Source organism: Sporomusa termitida (genome assembly GCF_007641255.1).
GTDB lineage: Bacteria > Bacillota > Negativicutes > Sporomusales > Sporomusaceae > Sporomusa > Sporomusa termitida.
This window is the reverse complement of the sequence record NZ_CP036259.1, coordinates 3054455-3078327: the sequence shown is the minus strand read 5'-3', so window position 1 is coordinate 3078327 and position 23873 is coordinate 3054455. Positions and strand designations below refer to the sequence as shown.

Sequence of the window (23873 nt, the reverse complement as noted above, 5' to 3'; positions counted from 1 at the left end):
TCTTTTATGAAAGCGTATAACAAGATTAATGAAGCGGTATTAGTTTCCTTACAAGCCATTGTGGGGGAAAAAAATGTCGTAACCGACGCTGATAAGCTGGTGACTTACAGTCAGGATGAAGTAACGGACAGCCGTTATCAGCATTTGCCGGAGGCGGCTGTGTTTCCGGAAACGGCCGAACAAGTTGCTGAAATTATAAAACTGGCAAACCGGGAGCTGATTCCGGTTACGCCGCGCGGGGCCGGCACCGGCCTGGCGGCCGGGGCTGCGCCTATATATGGCGGGATTGTGCTGGGCCTGGAAAAAATGAACAAAATCCTGGAGGTTAATGCCGAAAACATGTACATGGTAGTAGAAGCCGGGGTTAAAACCCAGGATGTGCAAACGGCAGCCAAAGAAGCCGGCCTGCTTTACGCCGGCGACCCGTCCAGCGGGGATAACTGCTTTATCGGCGGGAATATTGCAACAAATGCCGGTGGGAATAAAGCGATTAAGTATGGGACTACCCGTCAGCAGGTCTATGCTATTGAAATCGTAACCCCCACCGGTGAAATAACCGAGCTGGGGGGATTACTCAATAAAAGCACTTCCGGCTATTCTTTGGAACAGCTAGTAATCGGCTCGGAAGGTACGCTGGGGATCATTACGAAAGCTACGCTGAAATTAATACCGCTGCCGCAATACAAAATGGATTTGCTGGCCGTATTTCCCGATGCGGAAGCGGCGATCGACACGGTGTTTAAACTCCTGAAAGCCGGTGTTGATCCCACTTCCCTGGAGTATATGGATAATGGCGCCGTTAAGATATGTGCCAGATATTTGAAGGAGAGCCTCCCCCACCAGCAAGACGGCAATTATCTCATCATTACCATCGAAACTAACGACGAAGATGCGCTGGATGACAAAGCCGTTCAAATTGATGAGATCTGTAATGCCAACGGCGCAATCGCCACGCTGGTGCCTGATTCCAAGAAAATCTGGGCGGCCCGTAAGGCCTTTGGCGATGCCGTCCGGGAAGAAAGCTACATTCATAGTTCGGAGGATATGGTGGTTCCGGTTAAGCACCTGCCACACGCCATGAAAGAAATCGCCGCTATTTGCGCCAAACATTCGGCTGTCGGCCGGACTGTTGCCCACGCCGGTGACGGCAATATTCACTTGAATATTTTGCAGGGGGATATACCGGCCGAAGCATGGCCCACCAAAATTGATGAAATTCTGGAGGAACTCTTGGCTTTTACCTACCGTATCGGCGGCAAGATGTCCGGCGAACATGGCATCGGCTCCAAGCGAGCCAAATGGATGCACAAATTCGCCGACCCGGTGCAGCTTAAGATGATGCAGGCTATCAAAAAGGCTGTTGACCCTAATCTTATTTTAAATCCGGGCACAGTCTTCCTGATGGAGTGATAGCAGGCATGCTTAAAAGCAATGCTATCAAGCCGGGCAGCGGCTTTAAGGCGGCGATTGGCAGTGCTGCCTCGCTGCTAGTTAGGCCTGCATAGTCAAACAGGACCATTATGGAGCTGCGCTGGCAAGTATTCCAGCGCAGCTCCATAAATAAATTAATATTTTTGAATTTCCAAAATTAAATATCTGAAAATAGCGAAAATATATTGACTGATTTCGTTAAAAGTGGTAAATTTAAATTAAATCACATATAAAAACTAAGTTCACATATATGTACATTGCGGATTTATAAAGCTACGCCCAAATTGTAGCTGATTTATCGAAATGTACATAAATATTGTTCTATATATTGAACTTAATTCATGTATGAGAAATAATGTAAGGCCAGTTTGGGAGGTTGTTATATGTTTAAGCCAGCGGGGGTTTATGCGGCCATGCTGACGCCGTTTAAAACTGACGGCGACATTAACGAAGCAGTACTGCGGCAAATGATAGATTTTATGATTGCCAAGGGGCTGCACGGGGTATTTCCGATCAGTTCGGCCGGCGAATTTGTCCACCTGTCGCTAGCGCAGTGTTATCGTTTTATGGAGGTAGTTGTTGAGCAGACCAGGGGCAGGCTTGCCATAACCCCCGGGGTTAGTTCGACCTGTGCCGAGAATTCGATCAAGCTAACGCGCAAGGCCGAGGAGTTAGGCTGTGATGGTGTTGTCGTTTGCCCGCCCTATTATTATCCTATTAGCCAGGAAAGCCTGGAAAAGCATTTTGAACTGGTTGCCGGATCTACCCAACTGCCGGTTATTTTATACAACATACCGCTGTTTGCCGTACCTATTTCGGCTGATGTTGTCCAAAGGCTAAGCCGGCGCGCCAATATCGTGGGGATGAAAGACTCGAGCGGCAGCATGGTGGACCTGATGCACTATATGGATAAAGTCCGGGGTACCGGTTCTGATATGAATTTCCTGGTCGGCAGGGAAGAAATACTGGCTCCGGCTCTGACTGCCGGCGCCTGTGGCTGTATGACGGCAAGCGCGGGGATTATCCCCGAAATCATGGTAGGGATTTGGGAGGCCTGGCAGGCCGGCGACTATGTGAAAGCCAACCGTGTGCAACAGGCTATGCTGCCGCTTATCAGAGCCATGTTTGCAGCGCCATTCCCGGTTGGCTTCAAGGCAGCCCTGGAAATGCGCGGTTTCGCGATGGGACCGTATAAGCAGCCTCTGTCCGCCGGCGAGGAGGAGAAGCTGCAGGTGGTAAAAGCGGGAATAGCAGCTGCTTTGCAAGCGGTACTTACCTTTATTCAACAGGAAGGCTTAGATAAAACTGAATAATCGTGAGCACAGAAGGGAGTTGGTTGGGAAGCAGACACACCGTGGTTGTCATGCCGCTTAAGCATTGTTATTATCATTTTAAGGCGAACGGTTGGTCAGTAGTTTGGTACATAGGCGGTAGTAATATATGCTGGTAGTTATGACCATTCCTCGCCACATATTCCAGTTGTCGCAGCCGTAGCGGCCAATAAAGCTCCGGAACCCTAAACATCTAAAACTTTATTGGTCAGGGAGGTATTTTACAAATGGAATCTTCAACCACAAGGCAGCAACTCGCGAATTTGGCAATGGACAAAGCCCAGAAAAAACTAGTACCCTTTATCCTGCTTATGTATATATTGGCATTTTTAGACAGAGCCAACATTGGCTTTGCCAAGCAAGAGTTTCAGGTAAGTACCGGCATCAGTGACGCGGCCTTTGCGCTGGGCGCCGGGATATTTTTTCTCGGCTATGCGGTGTTCGAGGTTCCGAGCAATATTATTATGCATCATGTCGGCGCCAGAATGTGGCTGGCCAGGATTATGATTACCTGGGGCATTGTTGCCGCCGGCTTTGCTTTTGTGACAACAGAAATGCAGTTTCTGGTACTCCGCGTATTGCTGGGTATTTGTGAAGCCGGCTTTTTTCCCGGGATTATCTACTATTTAACCTACTGGTTTACTGCCAGCAGGCGCAGTACGGTTATGGGGCTGTTTTACTTTGGGGCACCGCTGTCCTTTATCGTGGGCTCGCCCTTGTCCGGCTTGCTTATGGAGATGGATGGCTTCCTTGGCTTTACCGGCTGGCAGTGGATGTTTGCCGTAGAAGGCCTTATGGCTACGGCAGTCGGTATTTGGGCACTGTCCTACCTTGTTGACCGGCCGGAAAAGGCGACCTTTATTCCGGAAGCAGAGAAGCAAAGCCTTGTTGCCGAACTCGCAGCAGAAAATTCTCAGAAACCGGCAGGCCATGTCAGCGCCTGGAAGGTGCTTGCCAATCCGAAGGTCTTGTATCTTTGCGCCATCTACTTCATGATTCAAATTAGCGTGTATGGCGTTACTTTCTATCTACCCACGCAGGTGGCCGGTTTATTAGGGAAAAAAGTCGGCCTGTTGGTGGGGTTTGTCAGCGCGATTCCCTGGGTCTTTACCTTAATGGCCAATGCTACCATTCCGCGTTACTCTGACAGATCAGGCAAACGGGGTATTCTGGCGGCGGCCCTGATGACTTTGGCCGGCTTGGGGGTTGTTTTCTCGGCCACCGGCTCGCCGCTGATCGGCATAGCTGCCTTGTGTGTTGCTTCAGCAGGCTATTTTTCCTGTCAGCCGGTATTCTGGACTATGCCGACCCGGTTTTTAAGCGGGGTGGCGGCTGCAAGCGCGATCGCCCTGATCAACTCAATCGGCAATCTCGGCGGTTTCGTGGCGCCAAACCTGCGTGTGTGGGCGGAACAAACGTTCCACAGTTCTGCCGCCGGCTTATATGTATTAGGGGCGGCATCCTTCGTGGGGGCCATATTGTTCCTGATTTCCATTCCGATGGGGATTGGCAGCAATACCAAGCCGGCCGTGCCCGCTGACCCAGCCACCGGCGGCCCGCGGCACGCCGTGTAGTGTAAGTGCATACCGCAATAAACAAGAGGAGAAGGGAACATGAGTAAGTCTCAGGCAATTGTGATGAAAGCCAGCGATAATGTGGCGACAGCAGCCCAGGAGCTTTTGCCGGCAACAGATATAGAAGTACAGGTTAACGGCGTTGCGGTTGCTGTTCATGTTACGGAAAAAATTCCTTTTGGCCATAAGGTGGCCATCCGGAAAATTGCAGCAGGCGACAAAATTATTAAATATGGCGAAGTGATTGGTGAAGCAACAACAGACATTCAGCCGGGGCAGCACACCCATGTGCATAATCTGGGCGGTTGCCGCGGCCGCGGTGATTGGGAAGTCTAAGCAGACATTAAGGACAAATCAGGCCTTTTAACATCACAGGAGGAATAGATATGGAGTTTATGGGATATCGCCGGCCGGACGGGGCGGCTGGCATTCGTAATCATGTATTGGTTATACCTACCGTGGTATGTGCAAACCAGGTAGCCAGAGGAATTTCCCAGGCTGTAAAAGGCAGTGTCTGGGTGGAGCATCAGCATGGCTGTTCCCAACTGGCGCCGGATGCTGCGCAGACGGCACGGGTATTTGTGGGTCATGGTACAAATTCCAATGTGTATGGAGTGGTTGTCGTCGGTTTGGGCTGCGAGGTGGTAAGGGCGCAGGAGGTGGCGGCGGAAATAACAAGGCAATGCCCGTATAAGCCTGTGCATTGTGTGATTATTCAGGACGCGGGCGGCTCTTATAAAGCCATTGCGGCGGGCTCCATTGCGGCGCACCGGATGGTTGAACAAGCTTCAAGCCTGGCGCGTGAGCCAATTGCTGTGTCAGAACTGATTCTGGGGACCGAGTGCGGCGGCTCCGACGCCTGTTCCGGCCTTGCCGCCAATCCGGCCCTGGGGGCGGCCAGCGATTTACTGGTCGATGCCGGCGGCACGTCCATTATTTCGGAAACGCCGGAGCTCATCGGGGCCGAGCATATTCTTGCCGGCCGGGCTGTCAGCCAAGAGGTGTCTGACCGGTGCATCGCCACCATCAAGGCCTTTGAAGACAACGCGAACGCAATGGGCGTTGATATGCGCGGCGGCAATCCCACGCCGGGTAATATTGCCGGCGGTTTGTCCTCGATCGAGGAAAAGTCACTGGGGTGTGTTTATAAAGGCGGTACCAGGCCGCTGGTGGATGTTATCGGTTATGCCCGGAAGATTACCAAGAAGGGCCTTATTTATATGGATACGCCCGGTAATGATATTGAGCAATTAACCGGCATGGCGGCCGGCGGCTGTCATATCTGCATTTTTACTACCGGCCGCGGGACCCCGACCGGTTCGGCCATTGTCCCGACAATAAAAGTGGCCTCCAATACGGCCATGTATACTAAGCTGACAGACAATATGGATATCAATGCCGGCACCATAGTTGACGGCGAGGAGACTATACAGCAGGTAGGCCAGCGCATTTTGGCGGAAATGATCAGGGTAGCCTCCGGCAAACTGACTAAGGCCGAAATTCTTGGGCATAACGATTTTGGCATTCAGCGGATTGGCCCGACTTTGTAGGTTGGTAGGGTAAGGGGGCGGATTAACTGCGCTGGTTTACCCTACCAACCGGTGCAGTTAATCTGTACGATAAGCCGGTGTTGGCAGGTTGCAGCGGCAGGTTGCATCCGAAAGTTCTCGTAGCTGTTGACAGGAAAAGAAGCTTTCCTGTAAAATCAGCTTATATGCAGCACGCAAGCGCAGCGGAATTATGTTTGCGTGTTACTATGGGCGTGTTTTTAAATTGTAAAAACAACCCCAAGCGAGAGTGGAGGATTTATGAACAAAAACAAACCGGCAATTGTCAAATCGGCGTCGCGGGCCCTGGACATAATTGAATTTGTTGTGAAGAATCCCAAACCGCCTACTTTTAGCGCCATATTGGATTATATGGATATTCCCAAGAGCTCACTTTCCTATTTGCTGCAGGACCTGCTGAACCGTGAATATCTGCAGATCGACAGTGATACAAGGGTGTATTATCCCGGACTCAAACTGATTCAGGTAAGTGCCGCCTGCATAAATAACACAAATGTTTCCCAGGAAATATGGCAGGGAATTAAGATTCTCAGCGACACACTGGGGGGAGAAACAGCCCATGCGGCTATTTTGGAAGGGCGTTATGCCGTTTACATTGCCAAATGCCAGGGGACAAAAGATCTTAGTGCCGTTTCCAATATTGGTTTTAGAATTCCTGCCCACACAACCGGGGTCGGGAAGGTATTGCTGTCGTCATTAAGCGAGGAAGAATTGGCAGCCAGGCTGGCCAACGTTGAACTGGAACGGTATACGGAAAAAACCATAGTTTCTTATCCGGCGATAGCCGAAGAATTGAAAGTGGTCGCTGAGCAAGGGTATGCAATTGACAATCAGGAGATTATTCCCGGCGGGGTTTGTGTAGCGGCGCCGATATATGATAAAACCCATAAAATGATTGCGGCCATAAGTGCCACTGTGTCGGCAATGCGCTTGACCGATGACCTGTTACAGGAACTGATCAGGAAAGTTAAAGCGGCCGGAGTCAATATATCCATGCGTTTGGGCAAAGTATAGTGATAATTTCAAAAAATCGATAAAATATCTTTGGAAGTGGCAGGAGAACTGTAAGAAATGTAGTACATCATTCATTATATTTGGTTTTTATTTTACTGAACTATGTTCATAAGCAAGAACCAAAGCCGGCCTGATTTACATAGGTTTGTGATTGGGATATTTGAAAAAGCAGGCAAGCCGATGCTTCCGGTTCACTACGTAAACCTATTTTAAGTGTTAACAGGCAGGTGAAAATTTGTTCTTTATATTGAACATAGTTCAAAAATAAGAACAAAAAAGAAATGAAAAGTAATTTGCTGATTAGGGAGGTGGCGAAAATAGGCATTATTCAGGAGCTTTTAGCGGATATACCTATGCCAAGAATGGTTAAAGTCTGTCAAACCTTTGTTGCGCCTGAATTAAACGATGTAGTCGGGACTTTGCAGGCCGAGTTTCTCAAACCGGGTGTGGGCGACCGTGTTTTGCCGGGCAGGCGGATTGCGATTGCCGTTGGCAGCCGGGGCGTTGCCGAGATTGCAGCGATAACCCGGGCGGCGGTTGAGGAAATTAAAAAACGGGGTGGGAAGCCCTTTGTAGTTCCCGCTATGGGCAGTCACGGCGGCGCGACGGCCGCGGGGCAAAGGCAGGTGCTGGCTGAACTGGGGGTAACAGAAGCTGTTGTCGGCTGTCCGATTATATCCTCCATGGAGGTGGTCGAGGTGGGCAAACTGGCCAACGGGCTTGCTGTCTTAATCGACAAACAGGCGTACGAGGCCGACGGCATTGTGGTCATTAACCGGGTCAAGCCTCACACCGCTTATCGCGGACCCTGCGAGAGCGGTCTGGCCAAAATGCTTACCATTGGTTTGGGAAAGCAAAAAGGCGCTGACTCTTGTCATGCCTACAGCTTTAAACATATGGCCGAGCATGTTGTCGCGATGGCAAAAATTAAGATCGAGAAAACCCCGGTATTGTTTGGTATTGCGACAGTGGAGAATGCCTATGACAAGGTAGCCAAACTGGTAGCCGTGCCGGCGGAGGCGATCATTGCCGTGGATCAGCAGCTGCTGCAGGAAGCCAAGGCCGGCATGCCCCGGATCTTGTTTGACCAGATTGATGTGCTGATTGTCGACCGGATTGGCAAGGAAATATCCGGGGACGGTATGGATCCGAATATTACCGGCCGGTATTCCACGCCCTACGCCAGCGGCGGACCTGAGGTTGCCAAGCTGGTGGTGCTGGACTTAACACCGCAGACTCACGGCAATGCCAATGGTATGGGTACCGCCGACTTCACGACCCGCAAGCTGTTTAACAAAATTGATTTTGCAAGCACCTATGCCAATTGTCTGACATCGACCATTGCCATTCCCGCCCGGATTCCTCTTATTATGGAAACCGATAAGGAAGCCGTGCTGGCGGCCATCAAGACCTGTAATGCCCGGGACCTGACAAAAGTAAGAATGGTAAGAATTAAAGACACGCTGCATCTGGGTGAGATCTATATTTCCGAAGCCTTGCTGGCGGCAGCCGGGGCTAATTCGGCTGTCAAAATCGGCGGTGACCCGGCGGCAATGCAATTTGACGGCGGCGGCAACCTGCTCTGGTGAGCGGAACGCAAGCTGCAGATAAAGGGAGAGGGTAATCATGGCGCTATTAAAAGAAAGGCTGAAACAGGGCGAGCAGGTTTTCGGACCGTTTGTAAACCTGTGTCATCCGGCTGTATTGGAAGTGGCTGGTTTAGCCGGCTTCGATTTTGCGATTATTGATACCGAGCATGGCGAGCTATCCTCGGACCGGGCCGTTGATATGGTGCGGGCTGCCAAGCTGGCCGGTGTGTGCCCGGTGGTCAGGGTTTACGGCAATCAGCCGGAGCTTATCGCCAAGGCATTGGATATTGGCGCTGAAGGTGTGCAGGTTCCGCAAATTGGCAGCAAAAAAGAAGCGGCAGCCGCTGTGCGGGCCGCCAAATTCTCACCGGCGGGGACCCGCGGCTGCAACCGGTATGTGCGGGCCGCCGGTTACTCCGCTAAAGACAAATTTGCCTATTTCGGCGGCGCCAATGAAGAAACCGCTGTAATTCTACAAGTGGAAGGCCAGGAAGGCATCGACAATCTGACCGACATTCTCACGGTTAAGGGCATTGACGTATTGTTTATCGGCCCCTATGACTTATCCGCTTCCTTAGGTATACCCGGGCAGGTGGATCATCCGGACCTGGTGGCCGCAATGCAGAAAAATATGAAGCTGGCAAGTGCGGCCGGCATTGCCATCGGCTTCTTTGTCGATGATGTCGAAACGGCTATACAATGGAAACGGTGGGGTATTCAGTATCTATCGTTCGCCGCCGATGTCGGCCTGCTGTACCGGGCCTTCAGCAAAGCGGCCAGGGCATTTAAGGAAGAGAAAGTATAGACAGACGTAAAGGAGGAAGAACCATGCAGCAAAAATGTCAGGGTGCCCGCAGGCTGTGGGCGCAGGTAGATGCGCTGCGGCTGGGGATGAACTGGTCGGAGGACGATACGGATAAGCCGCATATTTTGATTGACGATGTTTTCGGCGAAAGCCATCCCGGCAGTTTTCACCTGGATGTCCTTAGCGACGAAGCCGCAGTCGGCGTCTATGAGAATGGCGGCCGGCCGGCAAAACACCATGTGACCGATATTTGCGACGGCTGGGGCCAGGGGCATGACGGCATGAATTATATTCTGGCGTCCCGGGAAGCCATCGCCGATATGGTGGAAATACACGCCTCGGTTATTCCCTGGGACGGCATGATACTGATTTCAAGCTGTGACAAATCAGGGCCGGCGCATCTGATGGCCGCCGCCCGCATGGACATCCCCACAATTCATATTCCCGGCGGTTCCATGCGGGTGGGGCCGGACATGGGGACCTCCGGCCTGGCCGGACCCTTGTCCGCCAAAGCAAAAAAAGGGCAAGTCACCCATTCTGAGCTGCGCAACTATAAGCTTACCGGCTGTCCGTCCTGTGGCGCCTGTCAGTTTATGGGCACGGCCAGCACCATGCAGTGCATGTCGGAAGCGCTGGGGTTGGCCTTGCCGGGCAGCGCCTTAATGCCCGCGACCTTTGCCGAGATCCGGCGCAACGCCCGGCGTGCCGGCCGCCAGGTGCTCTATCTGGCGCAGCAGGGGATAACTGCCGCCAAAATACTGACACAAGCGGCGTTTGAAAATGCCATTAAAGTGCATGCAGCCATCGGCGGCAGCACCAATGCCCTGCTCCACCTGCCGGCTGTCGCCCATGAGCTGGGGCTGCAGATTGATCCGGCGATATTTGATAAATACAGCCGCGAGATCCCTTATTTAACCAACATCCAGCCCAGCGGCAGGTATGTTACCGAATTGTTCTGGTTTGCCGGCGGTATTCCGATGATTCAATGGCAGATCAGAGATTATCTGGACCTTGATGTTATGACGGCAACCGGCAGGACGCTGGGGGAAAACCTGGAACAGCTGCAGCAGGAAGGCTTTTTTGAACGGGGCCTGAATTACCTCAAAAGCTATAACGTGCCGGCGGCAGAGATTATCCGGCCGGCGGCTAAAGCCAAGCAATACGGTTCGATTGCCGTGCTGAAAGGGAATATTGCGCCGGAGGGCGCGGTTATCAAGTATTCGGCCGTTGTCCCGGCCATGCAGCGGCATGTCGGCCCGGCAGCCGTCTTCAACAGCGAGGAGGACGCCCAGCAGGCGATTATTACCGGCGCCATCAGGCCGGGGCATGTCGTGATCATCCGCTATGAAGGGCCTAAGGGCTCAGGCATGCCGGAAATGTTCATGACCACGGACGCGATTGTATTTGACGAAACCTTAAACGGTACGGTGGCGCTGGTAACCGACGGCCGCTTTTCCGGGGCCAGCCGGGGACCCTGCGTGGGCCATGTCTCGCCGGAAGCCGTCGAGGGCGGACCCATTGCCCTTATTGAGGACGATGATCTGATTGAAATTGACATACCGGCCCGCAGGCTTAGTATCGTAGGCATCGCCGGTGCAAGAAAAACCCCCGGGGAAGTAAACGCCATCTTAGCGCAGCGCCAGGAAAAATGGCGGCCTCCCGTCCGCAAGGCCAGAAAAGGCGTACTGAAAAAGTATACCGAAAGAGCCGTTTCCGCCATGGCCGGAGCCTATATGAAGTAACCGTGGGTGCCTGTAAAACCTGATGAGGAGGCAAAGAAATGCAAAAACAGTTTATGCTGGGCAATGAGGCCATTGCCCGGGGCGCGGTGGAAGCCGGCGTGAAGGTAGTAGCCGGCTATCCCGGCACGCCGGCAACGGAAATTGTCGATCACTGTGCCGGTTTTGCCGGCGTATATGCAGAATGGTCGACAAACGAAAAGCACGCCTTTGAGGTGGCGGCGGCCGGCTCGCTGACCAACCAGCGGTCGCTGGCGGTCATGAAGCACAATGGCACGAACGCGGCGGCCGACTTTTTAATGCACATCAATTTTACCGGCATTAAAGCCGGTATGGTGCTGATTTCGGCTGACGATCCGGGCGGACTTTCATCGCAGTGTGAGGAAGATACCCGGGTACTCATCCATACCTACGGGCATTTGCCGGTATTTGACCCGGCCAGTGTGCAGGAAGCCTATGAAATGACCAAGGCGGCCTATGCGCTGTCGGAAAGAACCGAGGTATTGTTCGCGCTGCGGCCGGTTATGCGCATTAATCATGCCGGCGCCATGGTGACCTACAGCGGCGAAGTGGAATTTGCCGGCCGGCAGCCTGAATATATTCCCGACCGCAGCCGCTTTGTCATGTCCGCTGTGGTCGAGAAAGAACTTGGCGGCGAATTGCGGCCCAAAATGCGTCATCGCTGGCTGAACGAAAAGCAAACCGAGCTTAAGGCGCTCATGGCAGAGTCCCCGTTTAACTGGGCGGAGCCCGCTGACGGCGAGGTCGGCTTTATCGGCTGCGGCATCGGTTACGCGTTCCTTAAGGAAGCGGAGCAGATACTGGGCCAAAAGCTGCCCATCCTCAAGCTCTCCACGCTGCCGCTGCCTGAGAAAAAAATCCTGGAATTCGTCCAAGGCCGCACCAAGGTGGTCATTTTTGAAGAAATTGAGCCGGTTGTGGAAACCCTGATCAAAGAACTGTGCTTTGAAAACAAAGTCAGTCTGGCGATACTTGGCCGCGATACCTTCCTGCCCAAAGAAGGCGAACTCTCCGCCAATCTCATTCTTACCGCCGTCAACGCCGCGCTGGCCGGCCAGGCTTATCCGCTGCAGGCCGCGCAGTATATTCCGGCCCGGACCCGGACGCAGTGCGTGGGCTGCAGCCATCGCGGCCTGCTGATTGCCCTTAAGGAGGTTACCCGGAAAAACGGCGGCGTGGTGACCGGTGATATCGGCTGTCACGATGCCGGGACTTTTGAACCGATGAAGCTGCAAACCACCATCTACTGTATGGGGTCCTCCATTCCCATGGCTTACGGTATTAAAGCAGCCGGTTTTGACAAACCAACCTATGCGCTGATTGGCGACTCGACCTTCTTCCATAATGGCCTGACGGGTTTGGCCAGCGCCATTTTTAACTGCGCTGAGGTTACCGTTGTGATCGGCTATAACTCGACCACGGCTATGACCGGCTTCCAGCCGCATCCGGGCAGCACCAACAATCTGACCCGGGCCGGCCTGGCGCCGATGGACCCGGGCGTGGTGGCCGCGGCCATGGGGGCCAGGGTTTACCGCTGCAACCCTTATCAGGTGGCAGAAACCGTCAGGGTGCTTACCGAGGCAACCGCCCAGCCGGGGGTAAAGGTGGTTGTGGCCGAAGCCCTGTGTTACCTGAAATTCGGGCGGGAAGGGAAAATCTCCTATACCCCGCACCAGGTACAGGTTGACAATGACGTCTGCAACGGCTGCAGCCTTTGTGTCCGTACCTTCGGCTGCCCGGCTATTACCATTGCCGGGGAAAAGGCGGTAATCGACACCAGCAGCTGCAACGGCTGCGGCGTATGTGCAGCTGTATGCAAAAGGGGGGCGCTCAAGTGAAATTTGATTTAGTAATTGCCGGCGTCGGCGGCCAGGGAAATATACTGGCATCGCAGGTTATCGCCAAATGTGCAATGGACGCCGGTTATAACGTGGTCAACACCGAAACCAAAGGCGCGGCGCAGCGGGGCGGTTCGGTACTGTCCCATGTGCGGATCGCCGACGGCGAAATCTATTCGCCCCTTGTCCCCCAGGGCCAGGCCGATGTGCTGCTTGGTTTTGAACCGCTGGAAGCACTGCGCTATATAAGCATGCTAAACCCGGCGGGCAGATACATCATCAACACAGCGCCGGTGCCGACTATCCTGGCCAACCTCCTGGTTGACGAATATCCCTCCCAGGCGGCTATGGTGGCTGCCATACAGGCCAAGGGCCTTGCCGGCTATTTCCTGAATGCCACGCAACAGGCCAAAGCCATTGGCGACGTATTACTGACCAATGTAATCATGCTGGGGGCTTTTACCGCCCTTACCGCTATCCTGCCGGCCACGGCAGTACTCAATAAATTGCTCACCATGGTAAATGCCAGCTTTCATGAGGCCGACACCAGGGCGTTCCAGTGCGGGCGCACCCTGATCCAGACCTGATGGCACACTGAAAAAATTACAGGGGGGATAAAGCGTGCATTTTGAACTTACCGAAGAGCAACAAATGCTGCAAAAAATGGTGCGCGAGTTTGGCGAGAAAGAGGTGGCGCCCGGGGCAGCGGCACGGGATGAAAATGAAGAGTTTGCCCGCGGCTTGTATGACGCCATGGGGGATCTGGGCCTGACGGGCCTGTGTTTTCCGGAGCAGTACGGCGGCGCTGACGGCGATTACCTGAGCTATATTGTGGCCGTCGAGGAACTGTCCCGTTTTGACGACAGTGTCGGCATAACCCTGGCGACTTCGGTCTCTTTATGCCAGTGGCCTATCCTGGCCTATGGCACCGAGGCGCAGAAGCAAAAATACCTCATACCGCTGGTGGCGGGAAAAACCCTGGGCGCTTTCGGCCTGACCGAGCCCAATGCCGGCACCGACGCCGCCGCCCAGCAGACCGTGGCTGTCGATAACGGCGACCATTACCTGCTAAATGGCAGTAAAATCTTTATCACCAACGGCGGTGAAGCCGAGACCTATGTAATTTTCGCCATGACCGACAGGGCCAAAGGGGTAAAAGGGATAACGGCTTTCCTGCTGGAAAAGGGCATGCCCGGCTTTACGTTCGGCAAAAAAGAGCACAAACTGGGAATCCGCGGTTCGATCACCATGGAACTCATATTCCAGGATGTGAAAGTCCCCCAAGCAAACAGGCTGGGCCAAGAGGGCGAGGGCTTTAAAATTGCCATGAGCACCCTGGACGGCGGCCGGATCGGCGTGGCCGCGCAGGCTTTGGGCATTGCTCAGGCCGCTTTTGACCATGCGGTCAAATACGCTAAAGAAAGGACCCAGTTTGGCAAGCCGATCGCCGCCAATCAGGCTGTCGCCTTTATGCTGGCCGATATGGCCACCAAGGTGGAGGCCGCCCGCTATCTGGTTTACCGCGCCGCTTTCCTGAAAGATCAGGGCCGGCCTTTTGCCAAGGAAGCGGCTATGGCCAAAATGTATGCGTCTGATGTGGCAATGGCTGTCACTACCGATGCCGTGCAGATTTTCGGCGGCTACGGCTATTCGCGCGAATATCCGGTGGAACGGCTGCTGCGCAACGCTAAAATTACTCAGATCTATGAAGGGACCAATCAGGTGCAGCGCATTGTTATTGCCAGCGCTTTGTTACGGTAACGGCAGTCAGGAAAATCAAAAATCAATAGAGGTGTGAGCCGTGATTCAGGATATTAAATTCACCGATCTTAAAATCGGCGATAAAGCCAGTATGGCCAAAACAGTAACAGAATACGACATTTATACGTTCGCCGGCGTGACCGGCGACTTCAATCCTATCCATATTGATGCCGAATATGCCAAAACCACTATGTTCCAGGAGCGCATCGCCCACGGGATGCTGGCGGCCGGGTTTATCTCGGCGGTTATCGGCACCGCGCTGCCTGGCGCCAATTCAATCTATGTGGGGCAGGAACTGGCTTTCAAAGCGCCGGTAAAAATCGGCGATACCGTCACCGCCACTGTGGAAGTCATTGAAAAGATGGCGGCAAAGCAGCGCGTCATCCTCAGAACCACAGTGACCAACCAGGACGGAACCCTTGTGGTTGACGGCAAGGCCACCATGTTGAAGAAATAGCGCAAACCCTGATATCGCCCCGCATTGCTTTATCACGCAGGGAATGAAGGCCTACAAGGGTGGTATAAGACAATATATGGTCTGCATGTTGCTTTCTCTTTACAGATTTATCGAGTCTAGTGTTTTGTGTTTCCACTACAGGGTTTTTTCCATAAAACAAACGCTAAACGGCAGATGCTGATGAGAATTGTACCAAAAAACAATTTTGTTTTGCTATAATTAGGAGTATACGTTGTATTCTAGCTGAAACAATGATCCTATGCTTGTATTTTCTTGCTGTTTTTGCAGGCGAAACAAAAAGCATTATACAGGGCCGGGCGGTGAATTAGGTGAACGAGAAGATTCAGTTTTTGCGAGCTAAGGACATACCGGAGCTGGAGTTATACCGGAACGCTGGTGTGGCCCGGGCCGTTTCCCGGCACATCCACCGGGTCTTTAGCCTGAGTGTGGCGGAAGCGGGAGTAGGGATTCATGAGACTAGGCAGGGGAAACAGTATCTAACACCTGGCTGCATTCTGGTTGTAAATGTTGATGAGACACACAGCAGCAGCGTACCGGCTGGCTATACCTATTCAAGCCGCTCCCTGCGGATAGATCCTGTGCTGCTGAGTACGCTGCTGCAGCAAATTACTGGCCGGCGGCAGGAGACTATCCAGCTTCAACAGCCGGTCATTTATCATCAGGCACTGGCCTCACAAATTCGCAGCTTACACAGTAGTCTGGGGGAAGCCGGATCAAGGCTGGAAAAGGAAGGCCTGTTGCTGGATACGCTGGCGAAGCTTTATGCCTGTTACGCCCGTGAAGGGCTAAAATCTGCTGCCCCCGGCAAGGAAGATACCTCGGTATCGCGCGTTTGTGAATATCTGCAAGACTGCTTCCAGGAAAATGTATCACTGGCGCAGTTAGCGGCCATTGCGGGCCTCAGTCCGTTTCACTTAGCCCGCGTATTTACAAAAGAAACCGGTGTGCCGCCTCATACCTACCAGCTTCAGGTCCGCTTAAAAAAAGCCACTGATTTGCTGGCTGCCGGTAAACCGCTGGTAGAGGTAGCCCTTGCCACCGGCTTTTGTGATCAAAGTCACTTCCAGAAAGCCTTTAAAAGAAAATTTGGCCTTACTCCCGGAAAATACGAATGGTAAAGCCGGGCCCCGGCCAGAAGCGCAGCTGTACTCACGAGTACGGCTGCGCTTCTTCTGGCCGGGCCATAGCAGTAATTTTTTAAAATTAACCCATAGTCCGGCAGCAGCAGGCGGGAAATCCTTGACAATAGCCGAAAATAGATTTATAGTAAAACCATATTAGTTTGAAAAGGTGGAATTTTAATGTCGGTCTTGTCTGTTATGGTGGCCTTCAACTAAATAGTTGCAAAAGGTGCAATGCTACGGGATTCCTTCCTGTATTTGGGTTGCCCTTTTGAAAAACATACCTAACAGACTGCTTCTTCAATATCCTTGAGTATCGATGCGTGGCAAGGTGTGCTTGCTGCGCTTCTTTTGTCATATAGGAATATGCTATTGGCCTGCGCGAAGCGTTCTGCACTGTTTTCGGTGTGGTATGTCTTTGGCGCAGGCTGTTTCTATTTCAATTGGTAAGGAGATAATATATGCATCATCATACAACACTTGAATTTGATAAAATAAAACAACTGCTGGCAGATCAGGCGCTGTCCGATCAAGGGAAGGCCTGTTGTCTTGCCCTGGCTCCGTCTGTAAATGAGGCTGAAGTAAAGCGCTGCCTCGACGAAACCACTCAGGCAAAACGTATGCTTCAACAAACTGGTACACCGCCGCTGCCGTCAATGACGCAACTACAAAAGGCAATTGTCCTGATTGAGATTGATGCCCTGCTTATGCCGGAGCAGATTGTACAGGTGGCGACCTTTCTGGTGGCTTGCCGCCGCATGAAAGCATATCTTAAAAAAGCCGAGGCGGCAGATGCTCCCATCGCCTGGTATGGTGAAGGGATAAATGCATTGCCCGGGCTTGAGCATGAGATTGCCCGCTGCATCAGAAATAACGCGGTGGATGACCAGGCATCAGAACAGCTTGCGGCTATTCGCCGGCGAATGGAGGGTACCGTGGCAGCCGTTAAAACCAAGCTTGCTGCACTGCTTAGAAAAAACAAAGCCTGGTTTTCCGAAAGCTTTGTTTCCCTGCGCAATGGCCGCTATACGCTGCCGGTCAAACGGGAACACAAGAATGATGTTGCCGGTACAATTGTCGATCTGTCGCAAACCGGAGCGACCTGTTTCATTGAACCAGCCGCTGTGGGCAGGCTGCAGTCGGAGCTTGCCGCCCTGCAAATGGAAGAAGACAATGAAGTCAGGCGTATTCTGTATTCGCTGACAGCCCATATTGCCGATAATCTGGCCATTATCAGGGTAAATATAGAAACAATGGAGAAACTGGATTTTTTGTTCGCCAAAGGCAAGCTTAGCCTGACGATGAATGCAGCTCCTGTCAGCATAAATGCCGGCCGGGAGATCCGCCTTATCAAGGCCAGGCACCCCTTACTCCCGCCAGCTGCCGCGATTCCCCTGGATTTTGCAATTGGCGCCCAAACGACGGGTGTGATTATTACCGGCCCGAATACAGGCGGCAAAACGGTGGCGCTAAAAACCATCGGCTTGCTGTCGCTTATGGCGCAGAGTGGGCTGCATGTTCCCGCCGATGAAGACAGCAGTTTATGTCTGCATAATTTAATATTATGCGACATTGGCGACAAGCAGAGCATTAAGGAGAATCTCTCGACATTTTCCTCCCACATGAAAAATATTATTGAAATACTGGAGCAGGCCAATCACGAATCGCTGGTGCTGCTTGACGAACTTGGTTCGGGAACAGACCCCGCAGAAGGAATGGGCCTGGCAGTTGCGATTTTAGATGAACTCAGCGCCCAAAAATGCCTGTTTGTGGTGACCACCCATTATTCCGAGATCAAGGCATACGCGGCAAACAAGCCCGGGCTTGTCAATGCCCGCATGGCCTTTGACAAAGAGAGCCTTCTTCCGCTCTATCGCCTTGAAATCGGCAAGGCCGGTGATAGCTGTGCGCTGTATATTGCGGAACGGCTGGGCATGCAGCCGCACTTGATCCTGCGGGCTCATGCGGCTGCCTATGGCGTTGCCCAGGGAGTGGCCAAACCCGCCCAGCCGCCTCAACGGGCCCCGGACCAGAAGAACGGCAGGCCGGTCCCCCGCATTGAACGAGAAAAACCGCCGGCCCCAACCTCCTGCCGTGGGAAATTTGCTGTTGGTGACAGTGTAATGGTCTATCCGCATAAAGAAATCGGCATTGTCTATGCCGGCGCCAATGCAAGGGGCGAGGTGGGCGTTCAACTCAGGGACAGTAAAAAAATAATTAATCATAAACGGCTAAAGCTGCAGGTGGCCGCCAGCGAACTGTACCCGGATAATTATGATTTTTCTATTGTCTTTGACAGCGTAACCAACCGGAAAGCCCGCAAGCTGATGGAAAAACGGCATGTAAAGGACACTGTTCTCATCGTCAAGGAAGGGGATGAACAAAATTAGCTGAGGCTTTTTAGTCTTGCCGGGGTAGATTTCGTCATTAGCAGAAGAATAACTTGCAGGAGCAGCATTACGGAAAATAACTGGAAGCCGCTTTGATAGCCGGTGGCTTGGATGTAGCCGGACAACAGCATCGGCCCCCAAAACATGCCGATCCCCCAGAACAGATAATAAATGCCGGCAATGGCTCCCTTGCATCCTGCCGGTACTCTTTCCGTTAAAAAAGCCATAGAAGCGAGATAATAGGCGCCTAAGCCAAAACTGGCGAAACACAAGATCAGCGTGAGGGCAAAATAATGAAAATACACGGCTGCGGCAATACCGGCAGCGGCGACAAGCATACCGGTGACCATAAATAATAGGCGCCCCAGCCGATCAGACAGGTAGCCGATGGTTAGCTGAGCCAGGCTGATTGCAATATAAAACGCTGAGAAAAAGAGGTTAATACTGGCTTGACTATATCCTTTCACAGTCAGCAAAAAGGCGGGAATAACGGTCATAAACAAGCCGAATCCTGCTCCATACAACGTAATTCCCCACAGGACGGCCGCAAGCTGAGGGTTTTTTATCAGCAGCAGGTAATCACTGGGCGAGATTGTTTCTCCGGTTGTAGGCCGCCTGTCCCCGGAGGGCTGCAGGCCATAGCCAATGATGAGCATACTAATAAAGCAAAATACGGCGTAAAGCAAGAACACCTGCTGATCTGACCAGTCTTTCAGCAGCAGGACGCGAAAGCCTGGCCCCAAAGTCAGCCCCAGGTAAATAGCAGCATTATAAACACCAATCGCTTTTCCCTTATTGGCGAAATAACGGACCGACAATAGAGCCGGCACCAGGCTTAGCAAGGGGGCCTCACCAATTCCCTGCAATACTCTGCCGAGAAGAAGCAAATAAACATTATTTGTAAAGTAGAATAATAAGCCGGCAAGGGTGCTTAGCATATACCCCAGCAGTATAAACGGCTTGGAGCCCCAGCGGTCGGCCAGCAGACCGACAGGCAGCTGTGACAATACCTGGGCTAAGGCATATGCGGCTGCCAGGTACCAAACAGAGGCGCTGGAGTTGGTCTGAGTAATAACAACCTTGGGCAGTAAAGCCAGTACCATGCCATCGCCTGTCATCAGTAAAAAAACAGCGAGACTCAATAGGAACAGTTGATAGTGTTTTTGCATAGGGGAGCTCCTTCTTTTGCCATAGCAAAATAATAAAGTAAGGCAGGTGCCTTACTTTATTATAGACGCGGCCAAAAAAGGTTTTTTCACCGGGTTCAAGATGATATTTTACTTATTTACAGAATCCTTGCGATAAGCCTGGGGCGTTAGTCCTTCCCACTGTTTGAACAGCCTGGTTAAGGATGCCTGATGTTCGTAGCCGACCTGCTGGGCAATCGCCAGTATACTGTAGTTTGTTTCCCGGAGCAATCGTTTGGCTGCCAGCAGTCTTAACTTTTGCAGATAGGTCTGTACGCTGACTCCCATTTTCTTCTGGAACCACTGGCTGTAATAACCGGCATGATAATGTTCTAAGGCCGCTAATGTCTGCAGCGAGATGCTGGTATGATAATGGTTGTGAAGATAGCGAACAGAAGGATATTCCTGCTGCTGCTGGATTAATTGAAATGAATAATAGAGCAGCTGATTCAGAGCTGCGGTACTCGTTTTTTCCGCCTCACACTCGTTCAGCATCAGGAACCGCAGGGCACGCCAGCGGTCGTCAAACTCCAAATACTTTACGTCGTCGTCAGCACAGTTAGGCGAAAGTAAGGTATAGGGAATATAAAATACCAAAAATTCATTTCGATCTTTGGAATAGTAGCTGTGCTCACATTCCGGCGGCAGGAAAAGAACATGGTGATAGTCCAGAAGCAGCGACCGCTGCCCTGATGCTAAACGCAACGTTCCCTGTAATGGCAGAATTAAGTGCCCAAATGAATGGCTGTGCGTATGCTCAATATCCATAAACTGTATTTTTTCAGCGAGGGTTGAACAGATTTGCTTCACTAGTTTTACCTCCGGCTAACTAACCTTATCGAATGAACTTAGCATTAGTATATAGCGTCTGACCTGCTCTGACAACTTTTCTTTACATCGATAAGCAGTATTGCTTTTGCCATGTGGCTGCCTAAAAACGTATGTATGATTTATTTACAAGGGGATAGCCAATAAGCCAGCAGGTTAAGGCGGCCAGGCTGATAAAGCCGGATAGGGTGCGGGCTTGAATTAACGTCAATTTATCGTTAATATAATGATTGAAGAGGTGCTGTGGATGCAAGAGTACGATAGTAAAGAAGCTCTAATCGCTGCAATTCAAAAGGCGTATACTCTTTTTGACAAAGAGTTTGACGATGTTCCGGCCGAAGAAATAAATATCCGTATTAAAGAAGTGGACCGAACGCCCCAGGAAATGCTTGCCTATCAGCTGGGCTGGCTAAATCTTATCTTGGGCTGGGAGCAAGCGGAGCTGGCCGGCAAAAAGGTGATTACTCCGTCCCCTGACTACAAATGGAACCAATTAGGGCCGCTTTATCAGCAGTTTTACAATGAATACCGCGGCTATTCCCTGCAAGACTTACGGACCTTGTTTAAGCAAAGTATGGAAAAATGGTGCGCCTGGCTTGAACAGTTAAGTAATGAGGAACTTTTTACAGCCAATAGGCGCCAGTGGACAGTAACAAATGCCAACTGGCCGCTGTGGAAATGGGTGCATATCAATTCAGTCGCACCTTTTAAGACATTCAGAGCTAAGCTTAGAAAGTGGAAAAAGCACCGGCCATGAGCAGTCGCCAAAAAGGTTATTATAGTGCGGAAACTTTGTTCTGTTTAGGTGTGTATGAAATGCTTTTCAGATACAGTTTAGTTTAAAAAGTAATAATACTGTTAAATTCTCTGAGCCCTGCTGTTCAGAAAGACGATCCTGATTTTACCTGACCGAATGATAGTATACTGTCTGCAATTGAACAGGCAGTTTTTTTATGTTTTATCCATAAATGACAATTTATGACATGGAAATTACCATATAATTTATTTATAGTTTGTCTGAATTGCAGTATTTTGCAGAACGAGGAGGTAAGCGTGTAGTGCGGAAAAGAGTGAGTGTCTTACTAGCAGTAGCAGCATTGGTTATTTCTATCATAATAGGGGGTTGTTCCGGCGTGGAAAAGGTAGCAATACCTGTTCCGCATGAAAAATATCCCGAGCGGCCTATTACTGTAATTGTTCCATACAATGCTGGGGGCGGATTGGACCTGACAGCAAGGTCATTAGAAAAATTAGCTGTTAAGCATCTAGGACAGCCATTGGCCATTGTTAATAAGCCGGGGGGGGCCGGGGCTCTTGGTTGGAACGAACTGGCAGGATCACCTTTAGATGGATACACCGTTGGTGCAACTTCTAATGAACTAATATTGCTATCGCTCTACGGCACAGGAAAATACAACTATGCAACCGCATTAAGCCCAATTATGCAGGTAACAGCAGTACCACTGCTGCTGGCAGTACAAACCGATCAACCCTGGCAAACACTAAGTGACCTGATTGAACATGCTCGAAAGCACCCAGGACAATTAAAGTTTGGGAATGTAGGCACAGGCTCATTTGCTCATGTTCTATGTGAGATGCTTAATCAATCTGCGGGTATTAATATTGAGCAAGTTCCTTTCTCCGGGGCAGGTGAGACGATACCGGCATTATTAGGCGGTCATATTCAGCTTATTTTTGTTAGTCCTGTACCCATCAAAGAGCATGTAAAAAATGGCACAGTAAAAATTTTGGCCATAACCGGTGAACACCGTATGGCTGATCCAGTGTTTGCTCATGTACCAACTTTTAAAGAGTTAGGCATTGATATCACTATCGACAACTGGCATGGAATCGCAGTCCCAAAAGAGACGCCGGTTGCGATAAAAAATAAGCTGGCGGAGGGGTTCAAGGCTATCGTAAATGATCCCGAATTTAAGGAGAACATGGAGAAGGTCGGAAATCAGGTCGAGTACCTAGGCCCCCAGGAGTCAACAGATAAATGGATTGCTGATAGCCAAAAGCTACAGAAAACACTGCAGGAAAGCGGTATATTAGAGCAGATTAAAACCCAGAAAAAATAATAACGTAGGAACAATAATCGAATGCGCCGCCCTCATCCTCCGGATAGGGCGGCTTTTTAATTATCCCTATTCACGGAACGTGTGCTCTGTGCGGCGCTAATGCCGAACGTATGGCCTGATGAGGGATTGGGAATGGCAGGCACTGCCCAATATCAAATTTGCCAGTAGCTTGCAGCTCAGTTGCTGAGGCTGGGGACGAATGGGGGACAGAATGCATGTTCAAATCCAGAAATCTATTTCTGTATATACACAAAACAAAAAATAACCCCCTGATTTTATAGGGGGTTAGGAAATGTACTCTCTTTAAATATATATACTTTTTAATTTATGAAGCATTGACATTTGCTGTTGTATTTGCCACGATCACTGCTGCTGCAGGAAGGTCATAAACGCCTGGCGTAGCTGGCTGCTGTCCCTTAGCCCCTGCCTGTAGGCAATTTCCGCCGCCTGCCCGGACTCCAGCGCCGTGAGGGCCTCGAAATCCATGACCAAACCGGTCAGTTCCGGGTGCTGGGCCTTCAGTGCCCGGCCCAGGGCCAGCAACTGGTCCAGGGCGGCACTGACTTCCCGGGCTGTCTTACTGTAGCCGGCATCATTGGTACCGGCCAGGTTGAGGATCTGGTCTACTCTGGTAAAAACGTAGTGGTCAAAGGCCTGGTCTAATATCCGGTTTAGCATAACCCCTTCCTCCCGGCCGGCCTCTGGCCGCCGGCGCTCCAAGCCCGGCGGCGGGCCGGCAGCCGGGATGCTGCGGTTTCGGCCGTGAATAGTTGGCCTGAGCCGGGTTCTTGTTTTGTCAGACACCTGTATACCCCCCATACTTAGGCTGGGGCAGAACGCTTTAGGCCCTGCCGCCAGCTTTTTACAGGGGGAAATTAAAAAGAACGCGTGCGCAGGCTTTACCCTACACATGCGTTCTGCTTCGATGACTGTTATAGCCCCAATACCAAATAAGCCGGATATACCCGGCCGACAGCAAGGCGGTCAAACAGGTAAGTCAGGGTTGGCCCTGCTGCTGCCAATTGGCTGCTGGGGAGAGAGGGAATAATTTGCTGCGTCAGTCGCACTAACAGCCCGGCGCCGCCGGCAATGTCCCCTTATACCCGCGTCCCCCGCT

At 51.6% G+C, this 23873-nt stretch carries 20 protein-coding genes; 17 read left to right on the top strand and 3 right to left on the bottom strand.

Annotation, left to right across the window (positions count from 1 at the left end):
* Nucleotides 1-6 precede the first annotated feature (6 nt).
* The 15 genes from SPTER_RS14505 to SPTER_RS14435 all read left to right on the top strand — a co-directional run bounded on the left by SPTER_RS14505 (nt 7) and on the right by SPTER_RS14435 (nt 18660).
* On the top strand, nt 7-1410 hold the full coding sequence (locus tag SPTER_RS14505) for an FAD-binding oxidoreductase (RefSeq protein WP_144351047.1): 1404 nt from the start codon (nt 7-9) through the stop codon (nt 1408-1410).
* Between the two features lie 404 nt (nt 1411-1814).
* The gene (locus SPTER_RS14500) at nt 1815-2744 is read left to right on the top strand and encodes a dihydrodipicolinate synthase family protein (RefSeq protein ID WP_144351046.1); all 930 of its coding nucleotides are present in this window, start codon (nt 1815-1817) and stop codon (nt 2742-2744) included.
* Nucleotides 2745-2989: 245 nt separating this feature from the next.
* Nucleotides 2990-4336: an MFS transporter gene (locus SPTER_RS14495; RefSeq protein ID WP_144351045.1), complete on the top strand. Its 1347-nt coding sequence runs from the start codon at nt 2990-2992 to the stop codon at nt 4334-4336.
* A gap of 39 nt (nt 4337-4375) precedes the next feature.
* Nucleotides 4376-4672 (top strand): UxaA family hydrolase, encoded by a 297-nt coding sequence (locus SPTER_RS14490; RefSeq protein ID WP_144351044.1) that lies wholly within the window; start codon nt 4376-4378, stop codon nt 4670-4672.
* A 50-nt stretch (nt 4673-4722) separates the two neighbouring features.
* Nucleotides 4723-5886 carry a UxaA family hydrolase gene (locus SPTER_RS14485; RefSeq protein WP_144351043.1) on the top strand — a complete coding sequence of 388 codons (1164 nt, stop codon included), beginning with the start codon at nt 4723-4725 and terminating at the stop codon, nt 5884-5886.
* Nucleotides 5887-6144: 258 nt separating this feature from the next.
* Nucleotides 6145-6918, top strand: a complete 774-nt coding sequence (locus tag SPTER_RS14480; protein WP_144351042.1) for an IclR family transcriptional regulator — start codon at nt 6145-6147, stop codon at nt 6916-6918.
* Between the two features lie 317 nt (nt 6919-7235).
* Nucleotides 7236-8507, top strand: coding sequence for a nickel pincer cofactor-dependent isomerase, group 22 (locus SPTER_RS14475; protein WP_144352915.1), 1272 nt, complete (start codon nt 7236-7238; stop codon nt 8505-8507).
* A gap of 37 nt (nt 8508-8544) precedes the next feature.
* The gene (locus tag SPTER_RS14470) at nt 8545-9312 is read left to right on the top strand and encodes an HpcH/HpaI aldolase family protein (RefSeq protein WP_144351041.1); all 768 of its coding nucleotides are present in this window, start codon (nt 8545-8547) and stop codon (nt 9310-9312) included.
* 23 nt (nt 9313-9335) lie between these two features.
* Nucleotides 9336-11054 (top strand): dihydroxy-acid dehydratase, encoded by a 1719-nt coding sequence (gene ilvD, locus SPTER_RS14465; RefSeq protein WP_144351040.1) that lies wholly within the window; start codon nt 9336-9338, stop codon nt 11052-11054.
* Nucleotides 11055-11092: 38 nt separating this feature from the next.
* Entirely contained in the window at nt 11093-12910 is a 1818-nt protein-coding gene (locus SPTER_RS14460) for a thiamine pyrophosphate-dependent enzyme (protein ID WP_144352914.1), read from the top strand.
* Entirely contained in the window at nt 12907-13497 is a 591-nt protein-coding gene (locus SPTER_RS14455; protein ID WP_170233286.1) for an indolepyruvate oxidoreductase subunit beta, read from the top strand. The genes SPTER_RS14460 and SPTER_RS14455 overlap by 4 nt, the downstream gene beginning before the upstream one ends.
* 34 nt (nt 13498-13531) lie before the next feature.
* Nucleotides 13532-14671, top strand: a complete 1140-nt coding sequence (locus SPTER_RS14450; RefSeq protein ID WP_144351038.1) for an acyl-CoA dehydrogenase — start codon at nt 13532-13534, stop codon at nt 14669-14671.
* A gap of 40 nt (nt 14672-14711) precedes the next feature.
* Complete coding sequence (locus tag SPTER_RS14445; protein WP_144351037.1) at nt 14712-15128, top strand: MaoC family dehydratase; 417 nt, start codon at nt 14712-14714, stop codon at nt 15126-15128.
* Between the two features lie 329 nt (nt 15129-15457).
* Nucleotides 15458-16267 (top strand): AraC family transcriptional regulator, encoded by an 810-nt coding sequence (locus SPTER_RS14440; RefSeq protein WP_144351036.1) that lies wholly within the window; start codon nt 15458-15460, stop codon nt 16265-16267.
* A 464-nt stretch (nt 16268-16731) separates the two neighbouring features.
* Complete coding sequence (locus SPTER_RS14435) at nt 16732-18660, top strand: endonuclease MutS2 (RefSeq protein ID WP_144351035.1); 1929 nt, start codon at nt 16732-16734, stop codon at nt 18658-18660.
* Here the strand turns inward: SPTER_RS14435 and SPTER_RS14430 are convergent.
* Both SPTER_RS14430 and SPTER_RS14425 read right to left on the bottom strand, forming a co-directional pair.
* On the bottom strand, nt 18657-19829 hold the full coding sequence (locus SPTER_RS14430; protein ID WP_144351034.1) for an MFS transporter: 1173 nt from the start codon (nt 19827-19829) through the stop codon (nt 18657-18659). The genes SPTER_RS14435 and SPTER_RS14430 overlap by 4 nt on opposite strands.
* A 108-nt stretch (nt 19830-19937) precedes the next feature.
* Nucleotides 19938-20657, bottom strand: a complete 720-nt coding sequence (locus tag SPTER_RS14425) for a helix-turn-helix domain-containing protein (RefSeq protein WP_144351033.1) — start codon at nt 20655-20657, stop codon at nt 19938-19940.
* Between the two features lie 265 nt (nt 20658-20922).
* Between SPTER_RS14425 and SPTER_RS14420 the strand changes: the two genes are divergently transcribed.
* Both SPTER_RS14420 and SPTER_RS14415 read left to right on the top strand, forming a co-directional pair.
* On the top strand, nt 20923-21432 hold the full coding sequence (locus SPTER_RS14420; RefSeq protein WP_144352913.1) for a ClbS/DfsB family four-helix bundle protein: 510 nt from the start codon (nt 20923-20925) through the stop codon (nt 21430-21432).
* 376 nt (nt 21433-21808) lie between these two features.
* Nucleotides 21809-22756: a Bug family tripartite tricarboxylate transporter substrate binding protein gene (locus SPTER_RS14415; protein WP_246105310.1), complete on the top strand. Its 948-nt coding sequence runs from the start codon at nt 21809-21811 to the stop codon at nt 22754-22756.
* Nucleotides 22757-23119: 363 nt separating this feature from the next.
* On the opposite strand, the gene SPTER_RS14410 is transcribed toward SPTER_RS14415, so the two are convergent.
* Nucleotides 23120-23560 carry a hypothetical protein gene (locus SPTER_RS14410; RefSeq protein ID WP_144351031.1) on the bottom strand — a complete coding sequence of 147 codons (441 nt, stop codon included), beginning with the start codon at nt 23558-23560 and terminating at the stop codon, nt 23120-23122.
* Between the last annotated feature and the right edge of the window lie 313 nt (nt 23561-23873).